We start from the raw sequence: 21,089 nt of genomic DNA on the forward strand, positions 1-21,089 counted from the left end.
TTTGTAAAAAACACCGAAAAGCTCTTGAATCCGCGTCCTTTTTGTGCTATTATAATTCAGCATTACACACGCATCACTATGCCCTTTTGTGCCCAAATGGGTGGAGGGCAGTCCCGAACCGTCCGATACGGCCCGTGATCACGGTGTGCGGAGGCAAAACAATATCTGGAGGTATTTTTACTATGGCAGTCGTTTCTATGAAGCAGCTTCTCGAAGCAGGTGTGCACTTCGGTCACCAGACCCGCCGCTGGAACCCCAAGATGGCTAAGTACATCTTCACCGAGCGCAACGGCATCTATATCATCGATCTGCAGAAGACCGTGAAGAAGCTGGACGAGGCTTACAACTACGTGAAGGAAGTTGCAGCTGAGGGCGGCGACATCCTGTTCGTCGGCACCAAGAAGCAGGCTCAGGAGTCCATCCGTGACGAGGCTCTGCGCTGCGGCATGCACTATGTCAATGCTCGCTGGCTGGGCGGTATGCTGACCAACTTCCGCACCATCCGCAAGCGCATCGACCGTATGGATCAGCTGGCTAAGATGAAGGAGAACGGCACCTTCGAGCTGCTGCCCAAGAAGGAAGTTGCCAAGCTGGAGCTGGAGATGGAGAAGCTGGACAAGTACCTGGGCGGTGTCAAGAACATGAAGACCCTGCCGAAGGCTATGTTCATCGTCGATCCTCACAAGGAGCGCATCGCTGTTGCTGAGGCCCGCAAGCTGAACATCCCCATCGTGGCTATCGTTGATACCAACTGCAACCCCGACGAGATCGATTACGTGATCCCCGGCAACGACGACGCAATCCGCGCTGTCAAGCTGATCGCTGGCGCTATGGCTGACGCTGTGCTGGAAGGCAAGCAGGGCAACCAGGAGGCCGCTCCCGCTGAGGATGCAGCAAACGCCTGATTTCCCATCCCACAAACAACAAAATAACGTGTAAGGGAGAATACGCGAAAATGGCTATTTCTGCAAAGGACGTTATGGAACTGCGCAAGCAGACCGACTGCGGCATGATGGAGTGCAAGAAGGCTCTGACCGAGGCTGACGGCAACTTCGAGAAGGCAATCGAGATCCTGCGTGAGCGTGGTCTGGCTACCGCTGCCAAGAAGGCAAGCCGTACCGCTGCCGAGGGCATGGTCTACGCTGACTACTGCCCCCAGTGCAAGGTGGGTGTTGTCATCGAGGTCAACGCTGAGACCGACTTCGTCGCCAAGAACGACAAGTTCGTTGCTTTCGTCAAGGAGGCTACTCAGGTCATCATGAAGCAGAACCCTGCTGATGTTGAGGCTCTGATGGCTTGCAAGACCGAGAACGGCGAGACCGTGGACGAGGCTCTGAAGAACCTGATCCTGGTCATCAAGGAGAACATCAAGGTTCGCCGTTTCGTCCGTTACGAGGGCGTTTGCTCTGCATACGTCCACGGCGGCGGCACCCACGGCATTCTGGTCAACTTCGAGACCACCAACGGCATCGAGGCTAAGGACGAGTTCGTTACCTACGGCAAGGACATCGCTATGCAGGTTGCAGCTGCTAACCCCGGCTATGTCGATGAGGCTTCTGTCCCCGCTGAGGTCGTGGCCAAGGAGAAGGAGATCATGCTGGCTCAGATGGCTGGCGATCCCAAGACCGCTAACAAGCCCGAGGCTGTGAAGCAGAAGATGATCGAGGGCAAGATCAAGAAGTTCTTCAAGGAGAACTGCCTGGTCGATCAGGAGTTCGTCAAGGACAGCGACCTGACCGTTGCTCAGTACACCGCTAAGGTCGCTAAGGATCTGGGCGGCGACATCAAGATCGTCAAGTTCACCCGCTTCCAGAAGGGCGAAGGCCTGGAGAAGCGTGCTGACGACTTCGCTGCTGAAGTTGCAAGCATGGTGAAGTAATTCAAGCTTCCAAGCTGAAAATGGGAGCCGCAGTGCCTGTCATAGGGTGTTGCGGCTCCTTTTTTGCGTTCCGGGGTTGTAAAACCTGACCGAAGGTGTTATGATAGACCCATTCCAAACAGAAAGAAGTGCTGACCATGAAGATCGTCCCGTGTGCGTTCCAACTGCCCAACGGGGAAATGCTGACGGTGCGCAGTCTGTGCGCAGACGACGCCGAAGCGCTCAACGCATTCCGCCTTGCAACCTACCGCGAAACACACTTTATGGCCCGCTACCCGGAAGAAGGCGCGAATCTGGAAACGCTGCAAAAGGGGCTGGCAGGCTCTGAAGCCAGCGCGCTGAATTTTGAGGTCGGTGCTTTTGCCGGAGAAAAGCTGGTGGGGGAGTTTGGCGTTGCACAGGTGCGGCCGCACATCAAGTATCGCCATCGTGCCATAATGGGCATCTCTGTCCGGAAAGAGGATTGGGGCTGCGGTCTGGGCAGTTATCTGATGCAGCTGGCCATTGACCAGACCCGCACCAACGGTTTCGAACAGCTGGAACTGGGGGTGTGCAGCGATAACACCCGTGCCATCCGCCTCTATGAGAAATTTGGCTTTGAACGCTGCGGCACCACGCCCCATGCCTTCAAGCTCAAGGATGGAACCTACCGCGACGAGATCATGATGGTGAAGATGCTATGAAAACAGAACGCATTACCCTGAAGGGCATCCCCGCACTCCTCATCGGCGAGCCTTCCCGCAAGGTGTATCTCTACGTCCACGGAAAAATGGGCAGCAAAGAGGAAGCCCTTGCATTTGCAGAGCAGGCCTGCCCGGCAGGTTATCAGGTGCTGGCCATTGACCTGCCCGAACATGGCGAGCGGAAGAACGGCCCGGAACGGCTCCTGCCATGGGTGGTCGTTCCGGAGCTGCAATTTATGGATCAGTATGCAAGAGTGCACTGGCGGCAGGTCTCGCTGCGGGCCACGAGCATCGGTGCGTGGTTTTCCATGCTGGCGTTACAGGAGAAGGCACTGCGCCGTGCGCTCTTCGTTTCGCCCATCGTGGATATGGAAGACCTCATCGGCAGGATGATGCAGCAGGCCAACGTGACCGAAGCGCAGCTGAAGGCGGCAGGGGAGATCCCCACGGATCTTGGGGAGACCCTCTCATGGCCGTATCTGTGCTGGGTGCGGGAACATCCGCTCCGCTGGCGCACCCCCACGCAGGTGCTCTATGGCGAAGCTGACGAGCTGACTTCCTATGCTGTGCTTGACCGCTTCAAGCGCGCGACCGGGGCACAGTTGACCCTTCTGGCCGACGGGGAACACTGGTTCCACACCGAGACGCAGCTGGCCGTGCTGCAGGCCTGGGAAAGTGCGCATCTATAAGCGCAGAAAAACAGAGATCCCCGCTGACGGGTTCGATGACGTCAGCGGGGATCTCTTTCTGTTTTTACGAACGAATCGTGAAAACCGCAGTTGTTTTTAGACCTTTGCTTCGCTGTTTTGCTCCGCGTTGGAGTAAGCCTTGAAGGAGTGGAACACGATGTTCAGGCCCAGAACGATCAGCAGCACGGCCAGGATCAGCTGCAGGCCGTTTGCAATGAACACGGCACCCCAGGTGGTCTCGCCAGCGGGGATGGTGACAGCAGCGGCATTGCTGATGGCCTTGACCATAGCGATCAGGCGCTGCACCAGAGCGGTGAAGGTGACGCACAGCATGATGATCAGCGGAGGGAAGATCATCTTGTTGCTGCGGCCGGTGACCTTCAGGAACACGCACAGAGTGGCCAGAACCAGAGCGCTCAGCAGCTGGTTTGCAGAACCGAACAGGGGCCAGATGTTGGCGTAGCCGATCTTGGTCAGCAGGAAGCCGAAAGCCAGAGTCAGGAAGGTGGAGAAGTACACGTTGCACAGCAGCTTGCGCCAGCCCTCAGCATGCTCCATGTCGTCCACGCTGAACAGCTCCTGGAAGCTCATGCGGCCGATACGGGCCACAGCATCCAGACTGGTCAGGGCCAGTGCGGAAACGCACATGGTCATAAACACAGAGGCAAAGTGCTGGTCCAGGCCAAAGCCCACGAAGAAGCTGGCAACGCCGCGGCTGAAGACCTGGAACGGAGTGCCGTCTGCGGGGGTGCCGTCTGCAGCAGCAGAAGCACCGGCCACGCACAGGGCGATGACAGCCAGCAGGCTTTCCAGCACCATGGCACCATAGCCGACCTTCAGCATATCCTTCTCATTGGTAACGGTCTTGGAGGAGGTGCCGGAAGACACCAGACTGTGGAAACCGGAAACAGCGCCGCAGGCAACGGTAACGAACAGGATGGGGAACATGGTGCCCAGCTTGGCGTTGGTAAAGCCGGTGAACACCGGCAGGTTCATGACGGGATGGTTGACGATCAGGCCCAGAACAGCACCCACGATCATGGCCACGAACATAAAGGTGGTCATGTGGTCACGGGGCTGCTTCAGCAGCCACATGGGCAGGACAGCGGCAAAGAAGATGTACACAAAGGTGATGTAGCTCCATGCAGCCTTGCCCAGAATGATGGGGAAGTTTGCACCCACCACAAAGGACAGCACGATGAATACGATGCTGATCACATTCTCTTTCCAGCCGGTGAAGTGCAGGTTCTTCTGCAGCAGGCCAAAGATCACGGCGAACACCATGAACATGATGGAGACCATGCCGGCAGCACCGTTGGTCTGGGCAGCCTCCACCAGAGCACCGTCGGCACCGTAGGCATTGAAGGTGCCGGCCACCATGTCGGCAAAGGCGGCAATGACGATGCCGCAGAACAGCCAGCAGAACAGCAGGAACAGCTTGCGGCCGGTCTTGCCGATGTACTTTTCGATCAGCATGCCCATGCTCTTGCCGTCGTTCTTAACGGAAGCATACAGAGCGCCGAAGTCGGTGACAGCACCGAAGAAGATGCCGCCCAGCAGCACCCACAGCAGCACCGGCAGCCAGCCGAACGCAGCGGCCTGGATCGCACCGGTAACAGGGCCTGCACCGGCAATGGAGCTGAACTGGTGTGCAAACACGGTCCAGCCGTCGGTGGGAACGTAGTCCCGGCCGTCCTCATGGACAACTGCCGGGGTCTTGGCAGAGGGGTCGATGCCCCACTTGTTTGCCAGCCAGCGGCCGTAAAGCATATAAGCGCCAAACAGACACACGGCTGCGATCAATACGATGACCAGCGTATTCATTGTTTTTACCTCTTTCCTTTCTTTCCAAACGGCAAAACGGCCAGGGTCCATCTGGCGGCTGCACTCAAAAACCACAAGCGCCGGGCGGCAGGGGATGAAAAAAGCCTCCATCTTCGTCCTGGATGCAGACCGCATCCACCCGAAGACGAAGGCCTGACAACCGGTCTCCCGGCTGCAATTCTCCGCGGTACCACTTCGCTTGCTGCTTTTGAGGGCAGCCACTTTCTGCCCGCTCCGGGAGAACCTCACCGGAGCGGGACGCCCTGTAACGGGGGCGGATCGGCCAGGTGCTACTGTTCGGTTCGCACCGGCTGCTCGCAGGGGATAACCTCTCTCTCTTTGCTGCCGTCTTACACCAAAACCGACAGCTCTCTGGGAGCAAGTGTGGGAAAAGGTCGTGTCCTGTTCATCGCATTTGCCGAATGATTGTGTATACTTTAGTCCCGATTTCATAATTTGTCAATATATTTTGGGCAAGTTAGGAGGATGTGCCAATTCGGGAAAAATGCTGGTAAAAATTTTTAGGTGATTTTTGTTCATGCGTGAAGAGAAGAAAACTGTGCACACTAAAATGTGAAAATCACTCACGTTGCGAAAAGACTTGACTTTCACACTTTGATGTGCTAAAGTGATAATACAAAATCATAAAATCTTCCAAATATCCGGCGCTTGCCGCAAAGGAGGCCGCTATGGCTGAGAAAAACCCCAGAAAGAACCCGACCACGGACGCACTGTTTGATGCCATCCTCAGTCTGGAAACGCGGGAGGAGTGCTACAACTTCTTTGAAGACCTGTGCACTGTAAAGGAGATCTCGGATATGGCGCAGCGGCTGGAAGCGGCAAAGATGCTGCTGGACGGCAGAACCTACGATCAGATCGTGAAGGCAGTGGAGATCAGCACGGCCACCATCAGCCGCATCAACCGCTGCATCCAGTACGGCTCCGGCGGCTACCGCGACGTCATCGAAAAAGTCTCTGCGAAGGAAGCAGCCGATTCCGCCGAGTGACACAGGCAGCGGCCCGGACATACAATGGGGCATACCTTATATAAGAAAGGATGACCCGATTTATGATCACGGAAACCAACTGCACGCCCACGCTGGAATGCCCCGCACTGCCCCGCGTCACCCTCAATCAGGCCGTCATCGACCTGCTGGAGAGCATTGCGCTGCAGGAGTCTGCCCTGAGCCACATCCTGTGCGCCGAGAGCCGGAAGATGAAGACCGCGATGGCCATGAAGGAAGTCGACCTGTGCAAGCTGCTGGAAGTAAACGATTCGGCCACCAACATGGTGCACGCCGTGGCAAACCTGGAGCTGGTGCTCAAGGATAAGCTGGAGTTCGTCTCCAACAACCTCTATTACCCCTCGACGGAAAACACCACCACCGCGCAATAACCAGCGGTTGCCCCTGCCTGCCCGCACTTTGCCGGGCAGGCTTTTTGTGTTTGTGGCTATTCTATGAACAATCTAGCCAAAAGATGAAAAAACGTTTTGTGCGGAATTGCTGAATACAGAAAACTGTGCTATACTATACACTGTATATGTGTGAAAGAGAGGAAATGAACCTTGCAGCACTATGACGTGATCTTATTCGACGTGGACGGAACGCTCATTGATTCCGCACCCGGCATCCTGAATACACTGGAAGAGGTCTTCCGCAAGATGAACGTAGATATCACCGGTGTGGACCTGCGCCGCTACCTTGGCCCGCCGCTGCGCAAGACGTTCGCAGAGCACTTCACCGACCCAGCCAAGGTCGAGGAAGCCGCCGGGCTCTACCGTGCCAGCTACGCCGTCAAGGGCAGCCACGAGTGCGCCGCCTACCCCGGCGCAGCAGAGATGCTGCAGCGCCTGAAGGACGCGGGCCTTGTGCTGTGCACCGCTACCTCCAAGCCCACGCAGGTCGTTACGCCCATTCTCAAAGAGCAGGGTCTTGCCCCATACTTCGATTTTATCGGCGGCGCGTCCATGGACGAGAGCCGCGACACCAAGACCGAGGTCGTCCGCTACGTGCTGGAGCAGCCATGCGTCAAGGGCAAACGGGTGCTGATGGTGGGCGACCGCAACGACGACATGCGTGGCGCTGCGGACTGCGGGCTGGATGCCGCCGGTGCGCTGTACGGCTACGGCAGCAGGGAAGAGCTGGAACCCTTCCACCCGGTGCTGCTGGCCGAAAGCTGCGCCGCCCTCGCGGACGCCCTTGTGAACGCCTGACCGGATCGCTGATTGAGAATAAAAATGGTGAATCATTATGAATCGTAGGACACAATCGGACAAGCAATCTATGACTCCTTTGCAGCGGCAGGCTGTTCTGGTCTGCGTTGTGTGTGCGCTGGCGGCGCTGCTGACCATCGGCATCACTCTGACCCTGCTCAGGCGGGGTAAGGTGGACGCCCCGAATGTACCCGATGCAGACTCCGTCTCCTCGGAAACGCCCGCGGGTGGCGAAGATCTGGCAGAGCACTATCAGATCGACAATTCATCGGCTTCTCTGCTGGCAGAAACGGCCGATGCGGGGCAGTCCTACCAGGACGAGACCCTCTTCATCGGCGATTCCAACACGGTGCGCCTGTACGCCAACGGCCTGATCAGCCTGCAGCAGTTCTGCGCCAAGGAGGGCATTGGCACCCATGCCGCCCTGAACGAGGGCATCGTTACCTTTAAAAAGGACAGCAGCACCTACACCATCGCGCAGGCCGTGGCCAAAATGAAGCCCCGCCGCGTGGTCATCATGCTGGGCACCAACGACAACGGCATGGAAGTGGCCGACTTTATCGCGAATTATACCGCTCTGGTCCAGGCCATCCAGGCCAGCTATCCCTATACCGATATCATCGTCAACACCATCCCGCCCATCCCGGCGGATCACTCGACCTACCCTCACATGGATCAGGCCAGGATCGACGATATGAACATGGCACTGCTCAACCTGTGCGAGCAGCTGGGCCTCAAGTTTCTGAACACTGCCGAGATCCTCAAGGGGGAGGATGGTTACGGCAAGCCGGACTACTACACAAACGGCGACATCCACCTGAAGAGTGCAGGCCTCAAGGCAGCGCTGAGCTATCTGCGCACCCACGCTTACCAGACCGACGACCGCCGCCCGGACACCGCCAACATCCCCACCCGAACACTGGAGTATGTTTCCAACCCCAGTTCTGCGGTCCAGGCTCCCAGCTCGGAGTCTGCCAGCGAGAGCGCCAGCAGTTCCACCGCTGAGCCTGTTCACTATGAAGCGCACTATCGGGTCGAAAAAAGGGCGGCGGTACGCTGACCTCCGGCGGTGAGTCTGACAAGACCTCCCTGAGCTACACCGTGACCGATGCGTCCCAGACCATCAGCGTGACGGCAGTTCCCGCCGAGGGCTATGTGTTCGTCAAGTGGAGCGACGGCGTCACCACCCGCACCCGCACCGATGACAAGTTCCAGCAGAACATTGACGTCACGGCTGTGTTTGCCGCAGTGTCCGTCGAGATCTCCAACGAGGGAAAGGGCCTGTTCGGCAGCTCCTATATCTTCAAGGCAAAGCTCGGCGGCAAGTATGCCAGCAGCGACAATCTCCGCTGGTACGCCAACGGGGAAGAGGTCAAGGCCGCTGCAGGCCAGACGACCGTGACCGTTCCGGTCTCCTCCATGGCCGTCGGCAGCTATAAGATCTACGCCGTCGTCACCTACAACAACTGCACCGTGAAGAGCAACACGCTGACCTTGACTGTCAACAGTGAATCGTCCAGTTCGAGCACGTCGAGCAGCAGTTCGTCTTCCAGCTCTTCGAGTTCGGGCAGTTCGTCTTCGTCCGGAGCTTCCTCCGGCAGTACATCCGGTTCTTCCGCTTCGTCCAAAGAAGAAGCCGCTTCTTCCGGCAGCTCCAGCTCGTCCCACAGCACCTCCGGCAGCAGCTCGGAGCACTCCTCCAGCTCTGCTTCCAGTGCATCGGCGTCCATAAGCGAGTCGAAAGCCGAGTCCAAGGCAGAGTCGGCCAGCCCTTCGCAGAGTGAGTCCAAAGAGGAAAGCGCTTCTTCCCACAGCGAGTCGAAGACCGAAGCTTCGGAAAGCAAGGCAGAGAACGATCTGCCCGCTTCCAGCGAGACGAGCGCAGAGAACACCGAGGCCGCAGCAAGCCGCTGACATTTTTCCACTCCGCTGCATAGGCTGTTCCGAAGGGAGCGTGAGTGGATGTTCTGCGAGAAGATCCGTGTTCCGGGGCTTCCCGGTGAGGAAAATGTGACCGACGGCAGTGTGGACTGGTATGAGATGGACTGGGAGAATGTGGACAATGGCGTTTTGGAATCCGAGATGCCCAAATGCCCGGAAATGCCCTGTTCCGCCGCTTCCCGCTGCGAGGACAACACCCCGGAACAAACCGACGATGAAACGTATGAAGTAGTCGAGGAATAAGGCGAAGCCAGCTCTGCCGGGGCGGGGCTGGCTTCTCGCTGTTCTTACGATCCGGAAAATCCGGCGATCCGGAAGAGACCGGCTCCGGCCGGGGAGGACAAGCTCCCCGGAACATGCAACAAGAGAGGGGAAACTGAACCATGGCAAAATATTATTGCGTGCTGTTCGATGCAGACAACACCCTGCTGAACTTTGACGCAGCCGAAAGCAAGGCACTGGCCGAAACGCTGGTGAACTACGGCATTGAGCCGGACGCAGAAACGGTGCAGACCTACCGCACCATCAACTCGGAGCTGTGGCGGCAGCTGGAAAAAGGCCAGATCAAGCGGGAAAAGCTCATGGCGGAGCGGTTCACCCGCTTCCTCAAGGCCGTGAATGCCGCAGGCAGCGGTGCCGAGATGAATCAATATTATCTCGACCAGCTCTCCACCCACCCGGACCTCGCCGCGCCCAATGTGCTGGACGTGATGAAGGAGCTGGCCGAGGTGGCAACGCTGGCCGTTGTGACCAACGGCTTCGACCGGGTGCAGTCCCGCCGCGTGGCCGAGTCCGGCCTGAAGGAGTTCGTCGAGGAGGTCTTCGTCTCCGAAAAACTCGACAGCGAAAAGCCAAACCGCAAGATCTTTGACACTGCGCTCCGTTCGCTGGGGGTGGAGAACCGCGAGCATGTGCTGGTGGTGGGCGACGGCCTGAGCAGCGACATTCAGGGCGGCGTGAATGCGGGCCTTGACACCTGCTGGTATAACCCCAGCCACGCCGAGAACCCCGGCAAGGTGGTGCCCACCTACGAGATCGCAGACCTGAAAGAGCTGTACCCGCTGGTGATGGAGCAGGAAGAGCTGGCCAATGTGGGCCTGAAGAACCGCCGCCATCAGCTCTAAGCTCCTGCGCTGTGCGGCAAGTGGGAACAAAAAGATTGGATGAACAACAATGCTGATACATTTGGAAAAACTAGGCAAGAGCTTTGGCGAAAAGATCGTGCTGCACGATGTGACCGCCAGTGTCGAGCGGGAGGACCGCATTGGCATCGTGGGCCAGAACGGCGCGGGCAAGACCACCCTGCTCAAGATTTTGACCGGCGAGTACCAGGACTACGAAGGTGAGTTCAGCGTGACCCACGGCGTGACGCTGGGCTATCTGGAACAGAACGCAAAGCTGGATGCCACGCTGGATCTCTACGGCGAGATGCGCTCCACCTTTGCCCCTGTGCTGGATGCCATGGCCCAGATGCAGATCCTGGAGCGCCGGATGGCGGCTTCGCCGGAGGATGCCTCTCTGCTGGAGCAGCACGATGCACTGCAGAACATCATCGACGCAGCCGATGGATACAATATGGACGTCAACATCAAAAAGGTGCTGTCCGGCATGGGCTTTGCGCAGGATACATGGCAGAAGAACATTGCGGTGCTCTCCGGCGGCGAGCTGACGAGGCTGCGGCTGGCAAAGCTGCTGCTGGAAAAGCCGGACGTGCTCATTCTGGACGAGCCCACCAACCACCTGGACTTTGCCACCATGGAATGGCTGGAAAACTACCTCAAAAGCTATTCCGGTGCGGTGCTGGTGGTCAGCCACGACCGCTACTTCCTCGATAACGTGTGTACGAAGATCTGGGAGGTCTCCTTCCAGACCATGACCACCTACAAGGGCAACTTCTCGGCCTACCTGCCCCAGAAGGAAGCCGCCGATGCCCTGCGCCAGAAGCAGCACGATGCAGATGTGGCACTGGCCGAAAAGCTGCAGGACTATGTGGACCGCAACCTTGTGCGCGCCTCCACCACCAAAATGGCCCAGAGCCGCCGCAAGCAGCTGGAAAAGCTGGAAATCACCGAAGCGCCCAAGGACGAGACCAACCAGCTCAAGTTCCGGTTTGAATATGACGTAGAACCGTGGAACGAACTGGTGCTGCTCAAGAACCTGACCATCAAAATAGGGGAGCGCACCCTGCTGGAACCCTTTACCTACACGGTGTGCCGCGGCCAGCGGCTGGTGATCGCAGGCCCCAACGGCGCGGGCAAGTCCACCCTGATGCAGGTGCTGGACGGCAAGCGCCGCCCCTCCGGCGGCATGGTGCGGCTGGGCACCGGCGCACGGCCCAGCATCTTTGCCCAGCAGCAGAACCGTCTGGGGCAGGGCCGGGTCATCGATGTGATCTGGAACAAGTACCCCCGCATGACCGAGCTGGAGGTGCGCAGCCATCTGGCAAAGCTGGGCTTCCGGGGCGAGACGGTGTTCAAGCCCTGCGAGGCGCTTTCCGGCGGCGAGCTGGCCCGCCTGCGCTTTGCGGAGATCGTGCTGGAACGGCCCAACCTGCTGTTTCTGGACGAGCCCACCAACCATCTGGACATCTACACCCGCGAGAACCTTACCGAGGCCCTCATGGCCTACACCGGCACGCTGCTGCTGGTCACCCATGACCGCCACCTGATGAACAGTCTGGCCTGCCCCATCCTCTACCTTGAGGACGGCAAGGCCACCCTCTACCCCAGCTACGATGCCCTGATGGGCCGCAGCGCCCCGGCCCCTGCCGTGCAGAAGGCCGCCGAACCGGCCAAGACCGGCTACGGCAGGGAGCAGCGCCGCCGCCGCGCAGAGCTGCGGGCCAAGATCAAGGCCTGCGAGGACGAGATGGAAGCCTGCGGTGCACGCGAAGTAGAGCTGGACAACGAGATCAACTCCCCGGAGGTGTACAACGACCCCGACCTGCTGCGGCAGAAGAGCGACGAGCTGAGCGACCTGCGCTTCCATCAGGAAGAGCTGTTTGCCGCGTGGGAAAAGGCCATGGAGGAACAGGAGCAGTACGAGCAGAGCAGCACCGAAGAATGATCACCCGAAGGAGGCCCTTTCATGCCGAACCACCGCCGCAACGATTCCAAGACCCACAGCATCGCCCTTTCCGGCCTGCTGTTTGCGCTGGCCATGGCACTTTCGTTCATTGAGGGCACGCTCACCATCCCGGGCCTTTTGCCGGGCATGAAGCTGGGCCTTGCCAACATCGTGGTGATGTACGCGCTGTTTTTCATGGGGCCAAGGCAGGCGCTGGTGCTGGACGTGCTCAAGGCACTGTTCGTGTTTCTGGTGTCCGGCTTCACGGCGGGCCTTCTCTCGCTGTGCGGCGGCCTTTTGTCCCTGCTGGTGATGTGGGTGCTGTATTACCACGCACCGGTGCGGCCCACCTGGTTCATCCTTTCCGTGTGCGGCGCACTGGCCCACAACATCGGCCAGCTGCTGGGTGCCAGTGTGATCTTATCCTCGGCGGTCTCCCTCTATTATGCGCCGGTGATGCTGGTGCTCGGCCTCGTGATGGGCGCACTGACGTCCATCACGCTCCGGGCGCTGCTGCCGGCTCTGGGCCGCCTGGGCTACAATATAAAAGAAAAATAAGAGGTTTTGCATATGTCTGAAAAAGTCACGGTCCGGGTGGAGCGGAATATCCTCCATCTGCCCGCCATCGCTCTGCGGGGGCTTGTCGTCTTTCCCAACAACCTGCTTCATTTTGAGGTGGGCCGCGAAAAGAGCATTGCCGCCGTGGAGTGGGCGGTCAGCAATCACTCCAACGTTTTCCTGATCGCACAAAAGGATATGAAGGCTGACGACCCCGGTGCCGACGGCCTGTACAATTACGGCGTGGTGGCCGAGGTCAAGCAGGTCATGCGGGTGTCGGACGACCTCGTCCGCATCCTGGTGGAGGGCAAATACCGTGCCCGGCTCACCGAGATGGACACCGACGGCAGCTTCCTGTTGGCTTCGGTCCGTCCCACGCCGGTGCGCCCCGTCAAGCCTGATGAAGAGGCCGAGGCCGACGCGCTGCTCCGCAACGTGAAGAAGAGCTTTGATGAGCTGCTGAGCCTGAACCCCCGCATCGGCAAGGATGTGGTGTTCGCGGTCAACTCCAACAACGATCCGGCGTTTCTCTGCGAGTATATCCCGGCCAACCTCCTGTTCCGCTTTGAGGATAAGCAGGCCGTGCTGGAAGAGGGAACGCTTCTGGGCCGTCTGCGCCTGCTCGTAGAGCGGATGCACCGCGAGCGCCGGATGCTGGAGATCGACAAGGAGATCGCGCAGAAGGTCGATGAAGCCATGGACAAGAACCAGCGCGATTACTACCTGCACGAACAGCTGCACATCATCAGCGACGAGCTGGGCGAGGGCGACGACACCCACGCCGAGGCCGACGAGTACCGCCGCAGGATCACGGCCCTGCACCTCGACGCCGAGCGGGAGAAGAAGCTGCTCAAGGAAGTGGATCGCCTTGCCAAGATGCAGGGCTCCAATCAGGAGGCAACGGTCATCCGCACCTATCTGGACACCTGCCTTGACCTGCCGTGGAACACCTTTACGGTGGACGACCTTGATATCAGCCGCGCACAGCAGATTCTGGACCGCGACCACTACGGCCTGAAAAAGGTGAAGGACCGCATTCTGGAAACGCTGGCCGTGCGCAAGCTGGCACCGGACGTGAAGGCACAGATCATCTGCCTTGTAGGCCCTCCGGGCGTGGGCAAGACCAGTATTGCACGCTCCATCGCCGAAAGTCTGGGCCGCAAGTATGTGCGCATCAGCCTTGGCGGCGTGCGGGATGAAGCCGAGATCCGCGGCCACCGCCGCACCTACATCGGCGCGATGCCCGGCAAGATCATCACTGCCATGATCTCTGCCAAGAGCGCGAACCCCCTCATGCTGCTGGACGAGATCGACAAGCTGGCAGGCGACTTCCGCGGCGATCCGGCCGCAGCCCTGCTGGAAGCGCTGGACCCGGAGCAGAACAGCACCTTCAACGATCATTTCATCGATATCCCGTTCGATTTGAGCCATGTGCTCTTTATCACCACGGCCAACGATCTGGGCAGCATCCCCGGCCCCCTGCGTGACCGCATGGACGTGATCGAGCTGCCCAGCTACACCCGCGTGGAAAAATACAACATTGCCCGCAAGCATCTGCTGCCCAAGCAGCTCAAGGCCTGCGGCCTGACCGGCAAGGTCACGCTGAGCCAGAGCGCGCTGTACGGCATCATCGACGGCTACACCCGCGAGGCCGGTGTGCGCAATCTGGAACGCACCATCACCAGCGCGCTGCGCAAGTGCGCCCGCAAGATCGCCGCAGGCGAGGTGGAAAGCGTCTCCGTTACCGGCACCATGCTGGAACAGCTGCTTGGCCCCCGCTTTGTCAAGCCCGACTTCCTCAACCGCACCAACGCGGTGGGCATCGCCAACGGTCTGGCATGGACCAGCGTGGGCGGCGAGACCCTGCCCATCGAGGTGCAGGTGATGGACAACGGCAGCGGCAAGATCACCGTCACCGGTTCGCTGGGCGACGTGATGAAGGAGAGCGCTCAGCTGGCCGTTACGTGGGTGCGCGTGCACGCCGCCGAGTACGGCATCGACCCGGAAAAGCTCAAGAAGTGCGACCTGCACATCCACGCCCCGGAGGGCGCAGTGCCCAAGGACGGCCCTTCTGCCGGTGTCACCCTGACCACGGCGCTGGTGTCCTGCCTGTCCGGCATCCCGGTGCGCGGTGATGTGGCCATGACCGGCGAGATCACCCTGCACGGCAACGTGCTGCCCATCGGCGGCCTGCGGGAAAAGAGCATGGCGGCCTACCGCGAGGGCATGAAAACGGTGCTCATCCCCAAGGACAACGAACCCGACCTGTATGAGGTGGACGACGAGGTGAAGAAGAACATCCAGTTCCTGCCCATGTCCAACCTGGCGCAGGTGCTCAACGCCGCGCTGCTCAAACCCAAGACCGTTTCCGCCCGCCACTCGCACCCCGGCAAAAAAGCCAAGAAGCCTGCGGACGCTGCGGCCATCCCGCAGACGACCGAGCAGCCCAAGCCGGGTGCCGTCTGCTGAAAAAGGAGTGCAGCTATGAATTACAACAAAGCTGATTTCATTGCCAGCTACGGCATTTCCAGCCAGCTGCCCGAGAGCGACCGCCCGGAGCTGAGCTTTTCGGGGCGGTCCAACGTGGGCAAATCCAGCCTCATCAATAAGCTGTGCAGCCGCAAAAACCTTGCCCGCGTGTCCAGTACGCCGGGCAAAACGGCCACCATCAATTTTTATTCGGTGGACGACTGCTACTTTGTGGACCTGCCCGGCTACGGCTACGCCAAGGTGAGCAACGCCGACCGTGAGCGCTGGGACGACCTCATCAACAGCTACTTTGAAGCACCCCGCCACCACACCCTGCTGGTGCAGCTGCTGGACTGCCGCCACGCCCCCAGCGCCGATGATGAGCAGATGCTGCGCTACCTGCACTATCACCAGATCCCCTACGTGGTGGCCCTGACCAAGGCCGACAAGCTCAAAAAGAGCCAGCTGGCCAAGACGCTGGAAGACTTTGAAAACCTCTGCCGCCCCTATGGCTGCCAAAAGGTGGTGCTGACCAGCGGCGAGAACGGCTACGGCATCCCGGAGCTGCAGGCGGTGCTCAATGCCGCTGTGGCCGGGGGGGAACAGGAAGCGGAGTAAACCATGGCCTACAACGAATTTGCCTATTTCTACGATGAATTCAACGGCGAGGCCGATTACGATGCCCTGTATGCCCACATCCATGCAAAGCTCAAGGAGCACGGCATCCACGACGGCATCCTTGCCGACCTTGGCTGCGGCACCGGTGAGCTGACGTTGATGCTCACGCAGGCGGGCTATGATATGATCGGCATTGACCAGTCCGAGGAGATGCTCTGCGTTGTGCGCGATAAGGCCGAACAGCTGGGCCTTTCCGGCAGGCTGCTGCTGCTCCGGCAGGACCTGCTCAAGCTCGATCTGTACGGCACCATCCGGGGCGCGGTGTCCACCTTTGACACCTTCAACCACATCCCGGACCTGGACACCGCCATTGCCAACGCGGGCTTCTTTATGGAAAAGGGCGGGGTGTTCCTGTTCGATATGAACACGCCCTACAAGCACCGAAACGTGCTGGGCGACAACGCGTTCACCTTTGAGGAAGAGGATGCCGCCTGTGTGTGGCGCAACCACTACGATGCCGCCAACCGCCGCGTGGAGATCACCGTGGACATCGACTACCACGAGACCGGCGAGCACTTCCACGAGCAGTTCTGCGAGTACACCTATGACCTTGACACCATCCGCACCGCGCTGGAAAAGCACGGCTTTGCGCTGGAAAGCGTCTGCGACGGCGAGACCTTCGGCCCGCTGACCGAGGACAGCCAGCGCTATTTCTTCTGCGCAGTCAAGCAGTATACACAATTGGAGGGATAACTTTATGGCAAATCTGATCCGCGGCCTGTCGGAGAACGGCGGGGTCGTGTTCTGCGGCGTGGATTCCACCCAGATCGTCCGCAAGGCCGAAAAGCTGCACACCACCAGCGCCACCTGCAGCGCGGCACTGGGCCGTCTGCTCACCGGCGCGGCCCTGATGGGCTCCATGCTCAAGGACGACCGTGACCAGATCACCCTGCGTGTGTCCGGCGGCGGCCCGGCGGGCGTGGTCATTGCCTGCACCGACGGCACCGGCAACGTGAAGGGCTGCATCGATCACCCCTTGGTGGAGCTGCCCGCAAAGCAGAACGGCCACCTGGATGTGGGCGGCGCTGTGGGCAAAGACGGTGTGCTCACCGTCATCCGGGATAACCGCCTGCAGAAGGAGCCGACGGTGGGGCAGGTGCCGCTGGTCTCCGGCGAGATCGCCGAGGACCTGACCGCCTACTACGCCTACAGCGAGCAGGTGCCCACCGTCTGTGCACTGGGGGTTCTGGTCGATAAAGATCTGACCATCGCCTGCGCAGGCGGCTATCTCATCCAGCTGCTGCCCGGTGCCACCGATGCGGAGATCGATCAGCTGGAAAAGAACATCGCGGCCATGCCGTCCGTCACCACCCTGCTGCACGAGGGCAAGACCCCCGAGGACATGATGCAGCTGGCGCTGGCGGGTTTTGACCCCAACGTGCTGGACGAGCGCGATGTGCACTACCAGTGCGACTGCAGCGCCGAGCGCACCAAGGAGATGCTGTTCAGCCTCGGCAAAAAGGAGCTGGAAAAGCTCCGTGACGAGGACCCCGCCTGCGAGGTGGTGTGCCACTTCTGCCACAGCAAGTACCAGTACGACCTCAACGAGCTGGTCCAAAAGGCTGTAGATAAGCACAAAACGCCCGTGCCGACTGAGGAAAATGAAAGTGTCTGATTACTATGCTCCTTGTAAAGAACTTGACGAATGTAATGCGTTGATTGAACAGTATTGGAACACAAAGCGATATGAATTGTGTTTTGCAGGACATTTGAAACTTGCAGAAAAGGGATATCCTCTGGCGGAATGTCAAGTGGGATATTTCTATCTGGAAGGTTATGGGGTTCAAAAAAATCTCACACAGGCATTTTATTGGACGGAACGTGCCGCGCAGCATGGTGACCGCGATGCACAATTCAATCTGGGGTGGTTCTATGAAAATGGAATCATTGTTCCAAAAGATTTGGAAATTGCAAATGTGTGGTATCATAAAGCGGCAGCGCAGCAACAGACGGATGCGTTGGAAAAATTAAAATAGTATGAAACAGCGGCAGAGAGTTTCTTGCTCTCTGCCGCTGTTTACTCTGCGCAGATATTGGCAACGATGGTATAAACGACCCGGTAATAGAGACTGTTGTTTTCGACGGAAATGTCCTCTTTTTGTGCCACAAACGCGGCGTCCGGATAGGCGTTGAAAAGTGCCTGCAAACTGTGCAGCTTTGCAAGCGCGAGCGCCTGCTCTTCGGTGTATGGAATCTCCTGCTCTGTTTGTTCGGAATACGTCGTCTCTTCCACCGAAAAGGGAAGGCCAAACCCAAGAATATCCGGTTGGATGTGCCGTGTCGTCACAAGTGCAGTTTCTTCTGAAAAAGGCTTCCATGATGGAAGTGAAATGCGCTGCCCATTTGTTGAGATCACCCGTTTTGAAAAGTGCTTTCCTGTCAGCCGCTTTGCAGTAATTTGCAACGGTTCTTCCTGTGTGCTTTCCCAGTCGAATTGCGCAAAGACCGCACCGGCGGCAGACTCATAGATCGGCGTTCCGTCCCGCTCGGTGCGGGAGGTCCCAATGAGCAATTGCCCGGCCTCCACAGCCTGTCCCGGTGCAGCAAGCATCGTCCCGCTGACAAGGTTGGTGCGGATCACTGTTCCGGCCGCTTTGGCAAAGACGCCGTCTGCCTTTCCAGCGGCGATGTCGGGCACCGGCTTTGCGGCAGCTGCTTCCACCACGAGCCGCCCGTCCAGAAAGTTCAGGCTCGCCCAGGAAAACTCGCCGCTCTGCAAAAGAGCGTATTCGCCTGCGGCCAGTTTTTCCTGCGTGACAGCGCTTCCGGGCATCAGCTGCACCTGCTCCCGCAGGATCACCTCGGCCCGCGCTCGCTGCCCGGTGGTCAGGCTGGCTGCATCCACGGCCCAGACAAGATCCTGCGACCAGACCAGCAGGGGAACGAACAGCAAAACACCCACCCACAGCCCGCGCCGCCGCAGAAAGGGCCGCAGCCGGAAGTACAGCCCGGTGCGGGTCTGAATGCGCAGCCGTACCCGCCGCTTTCGGGCTAGTGCCGCAAGGCTCCGGTACTGCCAGGCCGCGCACCGGCCCGAAAAGCCGCCGGGCGCAGGGGAGACCGCTGAGAGATGCAGGCCCGTCCGTGCCGCTTCGGAGAGCAGGCTTTCGGCATCGCCGTTTTGCGCTGTGAACCACACCCCCGCCCAGAGCAGCCGTACATCCATCGTCTCTTCCTCCTAATGCCCGCCATCGCCGTCAAATTCGGTGCGCAGAATGCACCCCCGCAAAGTGATGCGGTGCGCGGCCAGCGTTTCGATGTGCAGTTCATCTCCGTAGATCGTGAACCGCCCCCGCCGGAATTCCAGACAGAGCTTTTCTTCATCGTAGGTCAGGATGCGCCGGAACTGCTCGATCTCCATCCGGTCGCCGCTGCGGTAGACCGACGGCTGACCGTAAAACCCGCGCGGCGGCTGGCGGAACATCCGCCAGAGCCATTCGCGCAGGGAAAGTCGCCCGCTCCGCTGTTGTTTCACGCCCGCTCCCTCCCCATACCTGCTGTGCAAGGCAACGCCCCCTGTTCCATATATATGGAAGTGGAGGGGTTGCGTATGTATCAGTTCAGTCTGTTTTTGCTGGCGGTTCTGGCGGGCGCACTGCCGTTTGCGGTGCCGCAGGCCTGCGGGCAGGCGCTTCGGGAGGGTCTGGCCCTCTGCGCCGGGCCACTGCTGCTGTCGCTTTTTCCGTTTCTGGTGGTGTCGTCGCTGCTGGTCCAGTGCCCGGCGGGCGACCTGTTGGCCATCCCGCTCCGGCCCGCGGCGTGGTGCATCGGGGTGCAGGCTCCCTGTGCGGCGCGGGTCCTGCTCATCGGTCTGTTCGGCGGCTTTGCCCCGGCAGCAAACGCGGCGGCACAGGCCGTCCGCACCGGGCAACTCACCCCGCGCCAGGCGGATGCGCTCCTGCCCGCCTGCGTCTGTTCCGGGCCGTCGTTCGTGGTCCTGACAGTCGGGCAGACGCTGCTCCACAGCACAGAGCTTGGCATCCTGCTGTTTCTGGCGCAGCTGAGTGCCGGGTATCTTACGGCTGCGCTGCTGAACCGGCTTTCGAGGGCAGAGCAGTCGGCCCCGTGCACCGCTCCGCCGCCCGAAGCCCCGCCGCCGCAGCTGACCGACCTTCTCACGCATGCGACCATGGCGTATCTGAAGCTCTGCGGCTTCGTGCTCTTCTTCCGGATGCTGGCGGCGGGGGTGGGCGCTGTGTTCCCGCCTGCCGTGGGCACCGTGTGCGCCATGCTGTTGGAAGTCTGCTCCGGCTGCGACCTTGCCGCCCGCACCGGGCCGTGGGGCAGTCTGCTCTGCTGCGCCGCCCTCAGTGTGCAGGGGCTTTCGGTCCTGCTGCAGGTCCGTGCGCTCTGCCCGCCCGAAATGACCCTGCGGCCCCTGCTTGCGGGGCGGCTGCTCCACCTACCGCTTTCGGTGGGGCTGTTTTGGCTGCTTTTGCCGCAGGGGGAGCAGAGCGTCTTCAGCACCCTGCCGCCGCAGGTGGTCCCGATGCGCCGTCTGCCGCCGGACTGCCTACTGCTGGTGTTCTTTGTGTGCTGCCTTGCCGTCTGCCAGCTGACCCGCCTTTTGCAAAAGCCAGACCCGGAACCAAAAGAAACAGTTGTGAATCGGGCTGAAAGGTGATATAATAAGTGTAAGCATTCAATGGCAGGGAACGCTCCCTGCAAAGATGGAAATAAAAAGAATGAGTGAACGCTCATTTCAGATGGAGGACCATAGAATGGATTTACAGAATATGGATCTTAACGGCGGGACCCTGCAGATTTCCACCGAGGTCATTGGCAAGATCGCGCGCTGCGCTGCACTGGAAGTGGACGGTGTGTCCGAGGTTTCCTGCGGCAAGCAGAACAAAAAAGTGAAGGACTTGCTGGAAGCCGCCAGCATCCAGCCGGCCGTTACCGTGGAAATGCGGGACGGCACCGCAGAGCTGACCCTGAATCTGGTGGTCGCTTTTGGTGCGCGCATCCCGGCCGTGGCCGAAAAGGTGCAGGAAAACGTGAAGAACGCTGTGCAGAACATGACCAATGTCACTGTGAGCCGCGTCAATCTGGTCATTGCGGGTGTTGCCGCCGAAGAACAGGAATAA

General features: G+C 59.6%; 24 protein-coding genes. 21 read left to right on the forward strand and 3 right to left on the reverse strand.

Going from position 1 to position 21,089, the window contains the following annotated elements:
* The first annotated feature begins 182 nt into the window (after positions 1 to 182).
* The 4 genes from rpsB (at position 183) to ACNQFG_RS10410 (ending at position 3,251) form a co-directional block, all read left to right on the forward strand.
* Positions 183 to 905 carry a 30S ribosomal protein S2 gene (rpsB, locus tag ACNQFG_RS10395; RefSeq protein ID WP_005940316.1) on the forward strand — a complete coding sequence of 241 codons (723 nt, stop codon included), beginning with the start codon at positions 183 to 185 and terminating at the stop codon, positions 903 to 905.
* A 50-nt stretch (positions 906 to 955) separates the two neighbouring features.
* The gene (gene tsf / locus ACNQFG_RS10400) at positions 956 to 1,879 is read left to right on the forward strand and encodes a translation elongation factor Ts (protein WP_005940319.1); all 924 of its coding nucleotides are present in this window, start codon (positions 956 to 958) and stop codon (positions 1,877 to 1,879) included.
* 137 nt (positions 1,880 to 2,016) lie between these two features.
* Positions 2,017 to 2,562, forward strand: a complete 546-nt coding sequence (locus ACNQFG_RS10405; protein WP_423404844.1) for a GNAT family N-acetyltransferase — start codon at positions 2,017 to 2,019, stop codon at positions 2,560 to 2,562.
* On the forward strand, positions 2,559 to 3,251 hold the full coding sequence (locus ACNQFG_RS10410) for an alpha/beta hydrolase (RefSeq protein ID WP_423404845.1): 693 nt from the start codon (positions 2,559 to 2,561) through the stop codon (positions 3,249 to 3,251). Before ACNQFG_RS10405 ends, ACNQFG_RS10410 begins: the two co-directional genes overlap by 4 nt.
* Positions 3,252 to 3,347: 96 nt before the next feature.
* Here ACNQFG_RS10410 and ACNQFG_RS10415 read toward each other — a convergent pair whose 3' ends face one another.
* A complete protein-coding gene (locus ACNQFG_RS10415; RefSeq protein ID WP_423404846.1) occupies positions 3,348 to 5,075 on the reverse strand; it encodes a carbon starvation protein A in 1,728 nt (575 codons plus the stop codon).
* On the opposite strand from ACNQFG_RS10415, the gene ACNQFG_RS10420 reads away from it, so the two are divergent.
* The 15 genes from ACNQFG_RS10420 to ACNQFG_RS10490 all read left to right on the forward strand — a co-directional run bounded on the left by ACNQFG_RS10420 (position 5,059) and on the right by ACNQFG_RS10490 (position 17,978).
* Positions 5,059 to 5,232 carry a hypothetical protein gene (locus ACNQFG_RS10420; RefSeq protein WP_423404847.1) on the forward strand — a complete coding sequence of 58 codons (174 nt, stop codon included), beginning with the start codon at positions 5,059 to 5,061 and terminating at the stop codon, positions 5,230 to 5,232. The genes ACNQFG_RS10415 and ACNQFG_RS10420 overlap by 17 nt on opposite strands.
* A 532-nt stretch (positions 5,233 to 5,764) precedes the next feature.
* Positions 5,765 to 6,082 (forward strand): YerC/YecD family TrpR-related protein, encoded by a 318-nt coding sequence (locus tag ACNQFG_RS10425; protein WP_423404848.1) that lies wholly within the window; start codon positions 5,765 to 5,767, stop codon positions 6,080 to 6,082.
* Positions 6,083 to 6,144: 62 nt separating this feature from the next.
* Entirely contained in the window at positions 6,145 to 6,471 is a 327-nt protein-coding gene (locus tag ACNQFG_RS10430; protein WP_423404849.1) for a hypothetical protein, read from the forward strand.
* Positions 6,472 to 6,642: 171 nt separating this feature from the next.
* Entirely contained in the window at positions 6,643 to 7,290 is a 648-nt protein-coding gene (locus ACNQFG_RS10435; protein ID WP_423404850.1) for an HAD-IA family hydrolase, read from the forward strand.
* A 70-nt stretch (positions 7,291 to 7,360) separates the two neighbouring features.
* A complete protein-coding gene (locus ACNQFG_RS10440) occupies positions 7,361 to 8,350 on the forward strand; it encodes a GDSL-type esterase/lipase family protein (protein ID WP_423404851.1) in 990 nt (329 codons plus the stop codon).
* A gap of 41 nt (positions 8,351 to 8,391) precedes the next feature.
* On the forward strand, positions 8,392 to 9,204 hold the full coding sequence (locus tag ACNQFG_RS10445; RefSeq protein ID WP_423404852.1) for an InlB B-repeat-containing protein: 813 nt from the start codon (positions 8,392 to 8,394) through the stop codon (positions 9,202 to 9,204).
* A gap of 48 nt (positions 9,205 to 9,252) precedes the next feature.
* Positions 9,253 to 9,474 (forward strand): hypothetical protein, encoded by a 222-nt coding sequence (locus ACNQFG_RS10450; protein WP_423404853.1) that lies wholly within the window; start codon positions 9,253 to 9,255, stop codon positions 9,472 to 9,474.
* Positions 9,475 to 9,614: 140 nt separating this feature from the next.
* The gene (locus ACNQFG_RS10455; protein WP_423404854.1) at positions 9,615 to 10,355 is read left to right on the forward strand and encodes a YjjG family noncanonical pyrimidine nucleotidase; all 741 of its coding nucleotides are present in this window, start codon (positions 9,615 to 9,617) and stop codon (positions 10,353 to 10,355) included.
* Between the two features lie 49 nt (positions 10,356 to 10,404).
* On the forward strand, positions 10,405 to 12,297 hold the full coding sequence (locus ACNQFG_RS10460) for an ABC-F family ATP-binding cassette domain-containing protein (protein WP_423404855.1): 1,893 nt from the start codon (positions 10,405 to 10,407) through the stop codon (positions 12,295 to 12,297).
* Between the two features lie 21 nt (positions 12,298 to 12,318).
* Positions 12,319 to 12,855, forward strand: coding sequence for a Gx transporter family protein (locus ACNQFG_RS10465; protein WP_423404856.1), 537 nt, complete (start codon positions 12,319 to 12,321; stop codon positions 12,853 to 12,855).
* A 12-nt stretch (positions 12,856 to 12,867) separates the two neighbouring features.
* Complete coding sequence (gene lon, locus ACNQFG_RS10470) at positions 12,868 to 15,324, forward strand: endopeptidase La (RefSeq protein WP_423404857.1); 2,457 nt, start codon at positions 12,868 to 12,870, stop codon at positions 15,322 to 15,324.
* 15 nt (positions 15,325 to 15,339) lie between these two features.
* A complete protein-coding gene (gene yihA, locus ACNQFG_RS10475) occupies positions 15,340 to 15,942 on the forward strand; it encodes a ribosome biogenesis GTP-binding protein YihA/YsxC (RefSeq protein WP_423404858.1) in 603 nt (200 codons plus the stop codon).
* A gap of 3 nt (positions 15,943 to 15,945) precedes the next feature.
* The gene (locus ACNQFG_RS10480) at positions 15,946 to 16,695 is read left to right on the forward strand and encodes a class I SAM-dependent DNA methyltransferase (RefSeq protein WP_005940360.1); all 750 of its coding nucleotides are present in this window, start codon (positions 15,946 to 15,948) and stop codon (positions 16,693 to 16,695) included.
* A 4-nt stretch (positions 16,696 to 16,699) separates the two neighbouring features.
* Entirely contained in the window at positions 16,700 to 17,617 is a 918-nt protein-coding gene (hslO, locus tag ACNQFG_RS10485; protein WP_423404859.1) for an Hsp33 family molecular chaperone HslO, read from the forward strand.
* The gene (locus ACNQFG_RS10490) at positions 17,604 to 17,978 is read left to right on the forward strand and encodes a tetratricopeptide repeat protein (RefSeq protein ID WP_112143577.1); all 375 of its coding nucleotides are present in this window, start codon (positions 17,604 to 17,606) and stop codon (positions 17,976 to 17,978) included. Before hslO ends, ACNQFG_RS10490 begins: the two co-directional genes overlap by 14 nt.
* 41 nt (positions 17,979 to 18,019) lie before the next feature.
* Here the strand turns inward: ACNQFG_RS10490 and ACNQFG_RS10495 are convergent, their stop codons facing one another.
* Together ACNQFG_RS10495 and ACNQFG_RS10500 are read right to left on the reverse strand one after the other, a co-directional pair.
* The gene (locus tag ACNQFG_RS10495; protein ID WP_423404860.1) at positions 18,020 to 19,168 is read right to left on the reverse strand and encodes a sporulation protein YqfD; all 1,149 of its coding nucleotides are present in this window, start codon (positions 19,166 to 19,168) and stop codon (positions 18,020 to 18,022) included.
* Positions 19,169 to 19,180: 12 nt separating this feature from the next.
* The gene (locus ACNQFG_RS10500; RefSeq protein ID WP_423404861.1) at positions 19,181 to 19,477 is read right to left on the reverse strand and encodes a YabP/YqfC family sporulation protein; all 297 of its coding nucleotides are present in this window, start codon (positions 19,475 to 19,477) and stop codon (positions 19,181 to 19,183) included.
* Between the two features lie 75 nt (positions 19,478 to 19,552).
* Between ACNQFG_RS10500 and ACNQFG_RS10505 the strand changes: the two genes are divergently transcribed.
* Positions 19,553 to 20,626 (forward strand): hypothetical protein, encoded by a 1,074-nt coding sequence (locus tag ACNQFG_RS10505; RefSeq protein ID WP_423404862.1) that lies wholly within the window; start codon positions 19,553 to 19,555, stop codon positions 20,624 to 20,626.
* A 97-nt stretch (positions 20,627 to 20,723) separates the two neighbouring features.
* A complete protein-coding gene (locus ACNQFG_RS10510) occupies positions 20,724 to 21,089 on the forward strand; it encodes an Asp23/Gls24 family envelope stress response protein (RefSeq protein ID WP_423404863.1) in 366 nt (121 codons plus the stop codon).

The sequence above is a fragment of the Faecalibacterium prausnitzii genome (assembly GCF_049532945.1).
GTDB lineage: Bacteria > Bacillota > Clostridia > Oscillospirales > Ruminococcaceae > Faecalibacterium > Faecalibacterium prausnitzii_N.

Coding starts and splice junctions, on each gene's coding strand:
- rpsB (WP_005940316.1), top strand. CDS start 183: ATGGCAGTCGTTTCTATGAAGCAGCTTCTCGAAGCAGGTGTGCACTTC.
- tsf (WP_005940319.1), top strand. CDS start 956: ATGGCTATTTCTGCAAAGGACGTTATGGAACTGCGCAAGCAGACCGAC.
- ACNQFG_RS10405 (WP_423404844.1), top strand. CDS start 2,017: ATGAAGATCGTCCCGTGTGCGTTCCAACTGCCCAACGGGGAAATGCTG.
- ACNQFG_RS10410 (WP_423404845.1), top strand. CDS start 2,559: ATGAAAACAGAACGCATTACCCTGAAGGGCATCCCCGCACTCCTCATC.
- ACNQFG_RS10420 (WP_423404847.1), top strand. CDS start 5,059: ATGACCAGCGTATTCATTGTTTTTACCTCTTTCCTTTCTTTCCAAACG.
- ACNQFG_RS10415 (WP_423404846.1), bottom strand. CDS start 5,075: ATGAATACGCTGGTCATCGTATTGATCGCAGCCGTGTGTCTGTTTGGC.
- ACNQFG_RS10425 (WP_423404848.1), top strand. CDS start 5,765: ATGGCTGAGAAAAACCCCAGAAAGAACCCGACCACGGACGCACTGTTT.
- ACNQFG_RS10430 (WP_423404849.1), top strand. CDS start 6,145: ATGATCACGGAAACCAACTGCACGCCCACGCTGGAATGCCCCGCACTG.
- ACNQFG_RS10440 (WP_423404851.1), top strand. CDS start 7,361: ATGACTCCTTTGCAGCGGCAGGCTGTTCTGGTCTGCGTTGTGTGTGCG.
- ACNQFG_RS10450 (WP_423404853.1), top strand. CDS start 9,253: ATGTTCTGCGAGAAGATCCGTGTTCCGGGGCTTCCCGGTGAGGAAAAT.
- ACNQFG_RS10455 (WP_423404854.1), top strand. CDS start 9,615: ATGGCAAAATATTATTGCGTGCTGTTCGATGCAGACAACACCCTGCTG.
- ACNQFG_RS10460 (WP_423404855.1), top strand. CDS start 10,405: ATGCTGATACATTTGGAAAAACTAGGCAAGAGCTTTGGCGAAAAGATC.
- ACNQFG_RS10465 (WP_423404856.1), top strand. CDS start 12,319: ATGCCGAACCACCGCCGCAACGATTCCAAGACCCACAGCATCGCCCTT.
- lon (WP_423404857.1), top strand. CDS start 12,868: ATGTCTGAAAAAGTCACGGTCCGGGTGGAGCGGAATATCCTCCATCTG.
- yihA (WP_423404858.1), top strand. CDS start 15,340: ATGAATTACAACAAAGCTGATTTCATTGCCAGCTACGGCATTTCCAGC.
- ACNQFG_RS10480 (WP_005940360.1), top strand. CDS start 15,946: ATGGCCTACAACGAATTTGCCTATTTCTACGATGAATTCAACGGCGAG.
- hslO (WP_423404859.1), top strand. CDS start 16,700: ATGGCAAATCTGATCCGCGGCCTGTCGGAGAACGGCGGGGTCGTGTTC.
- ACNQFG_RS10490 (WP_112143577.1), top strand. CDS start 17,604: ATGAAAGTGTCTGATTACTATGCTCCTTGTAAAGAACTTGACGAATGT.
- ACNQFG_RS10495 (WP_423404860.1), bottom strand. CDS start 19,168: ATGGATGTACGGCTGCTCTGGGCGGGGGTGTGGTTCACAGCGCAAAAC.
- ACNQFG_RS10505 (WP_423404862.1), top strand. CDS start 19,553: ATGTATCAGTTCAGTCTGTTTTTGCTGGCGGTTCTGGCGGGCGCACTG.
- ACNQFG_RS10510 (WP_423404863.1), top strand. CDS start 20,724: ATGGATTTACAGAATATGGATCTTAACGGCGGGACCCTGCAGATTTCC.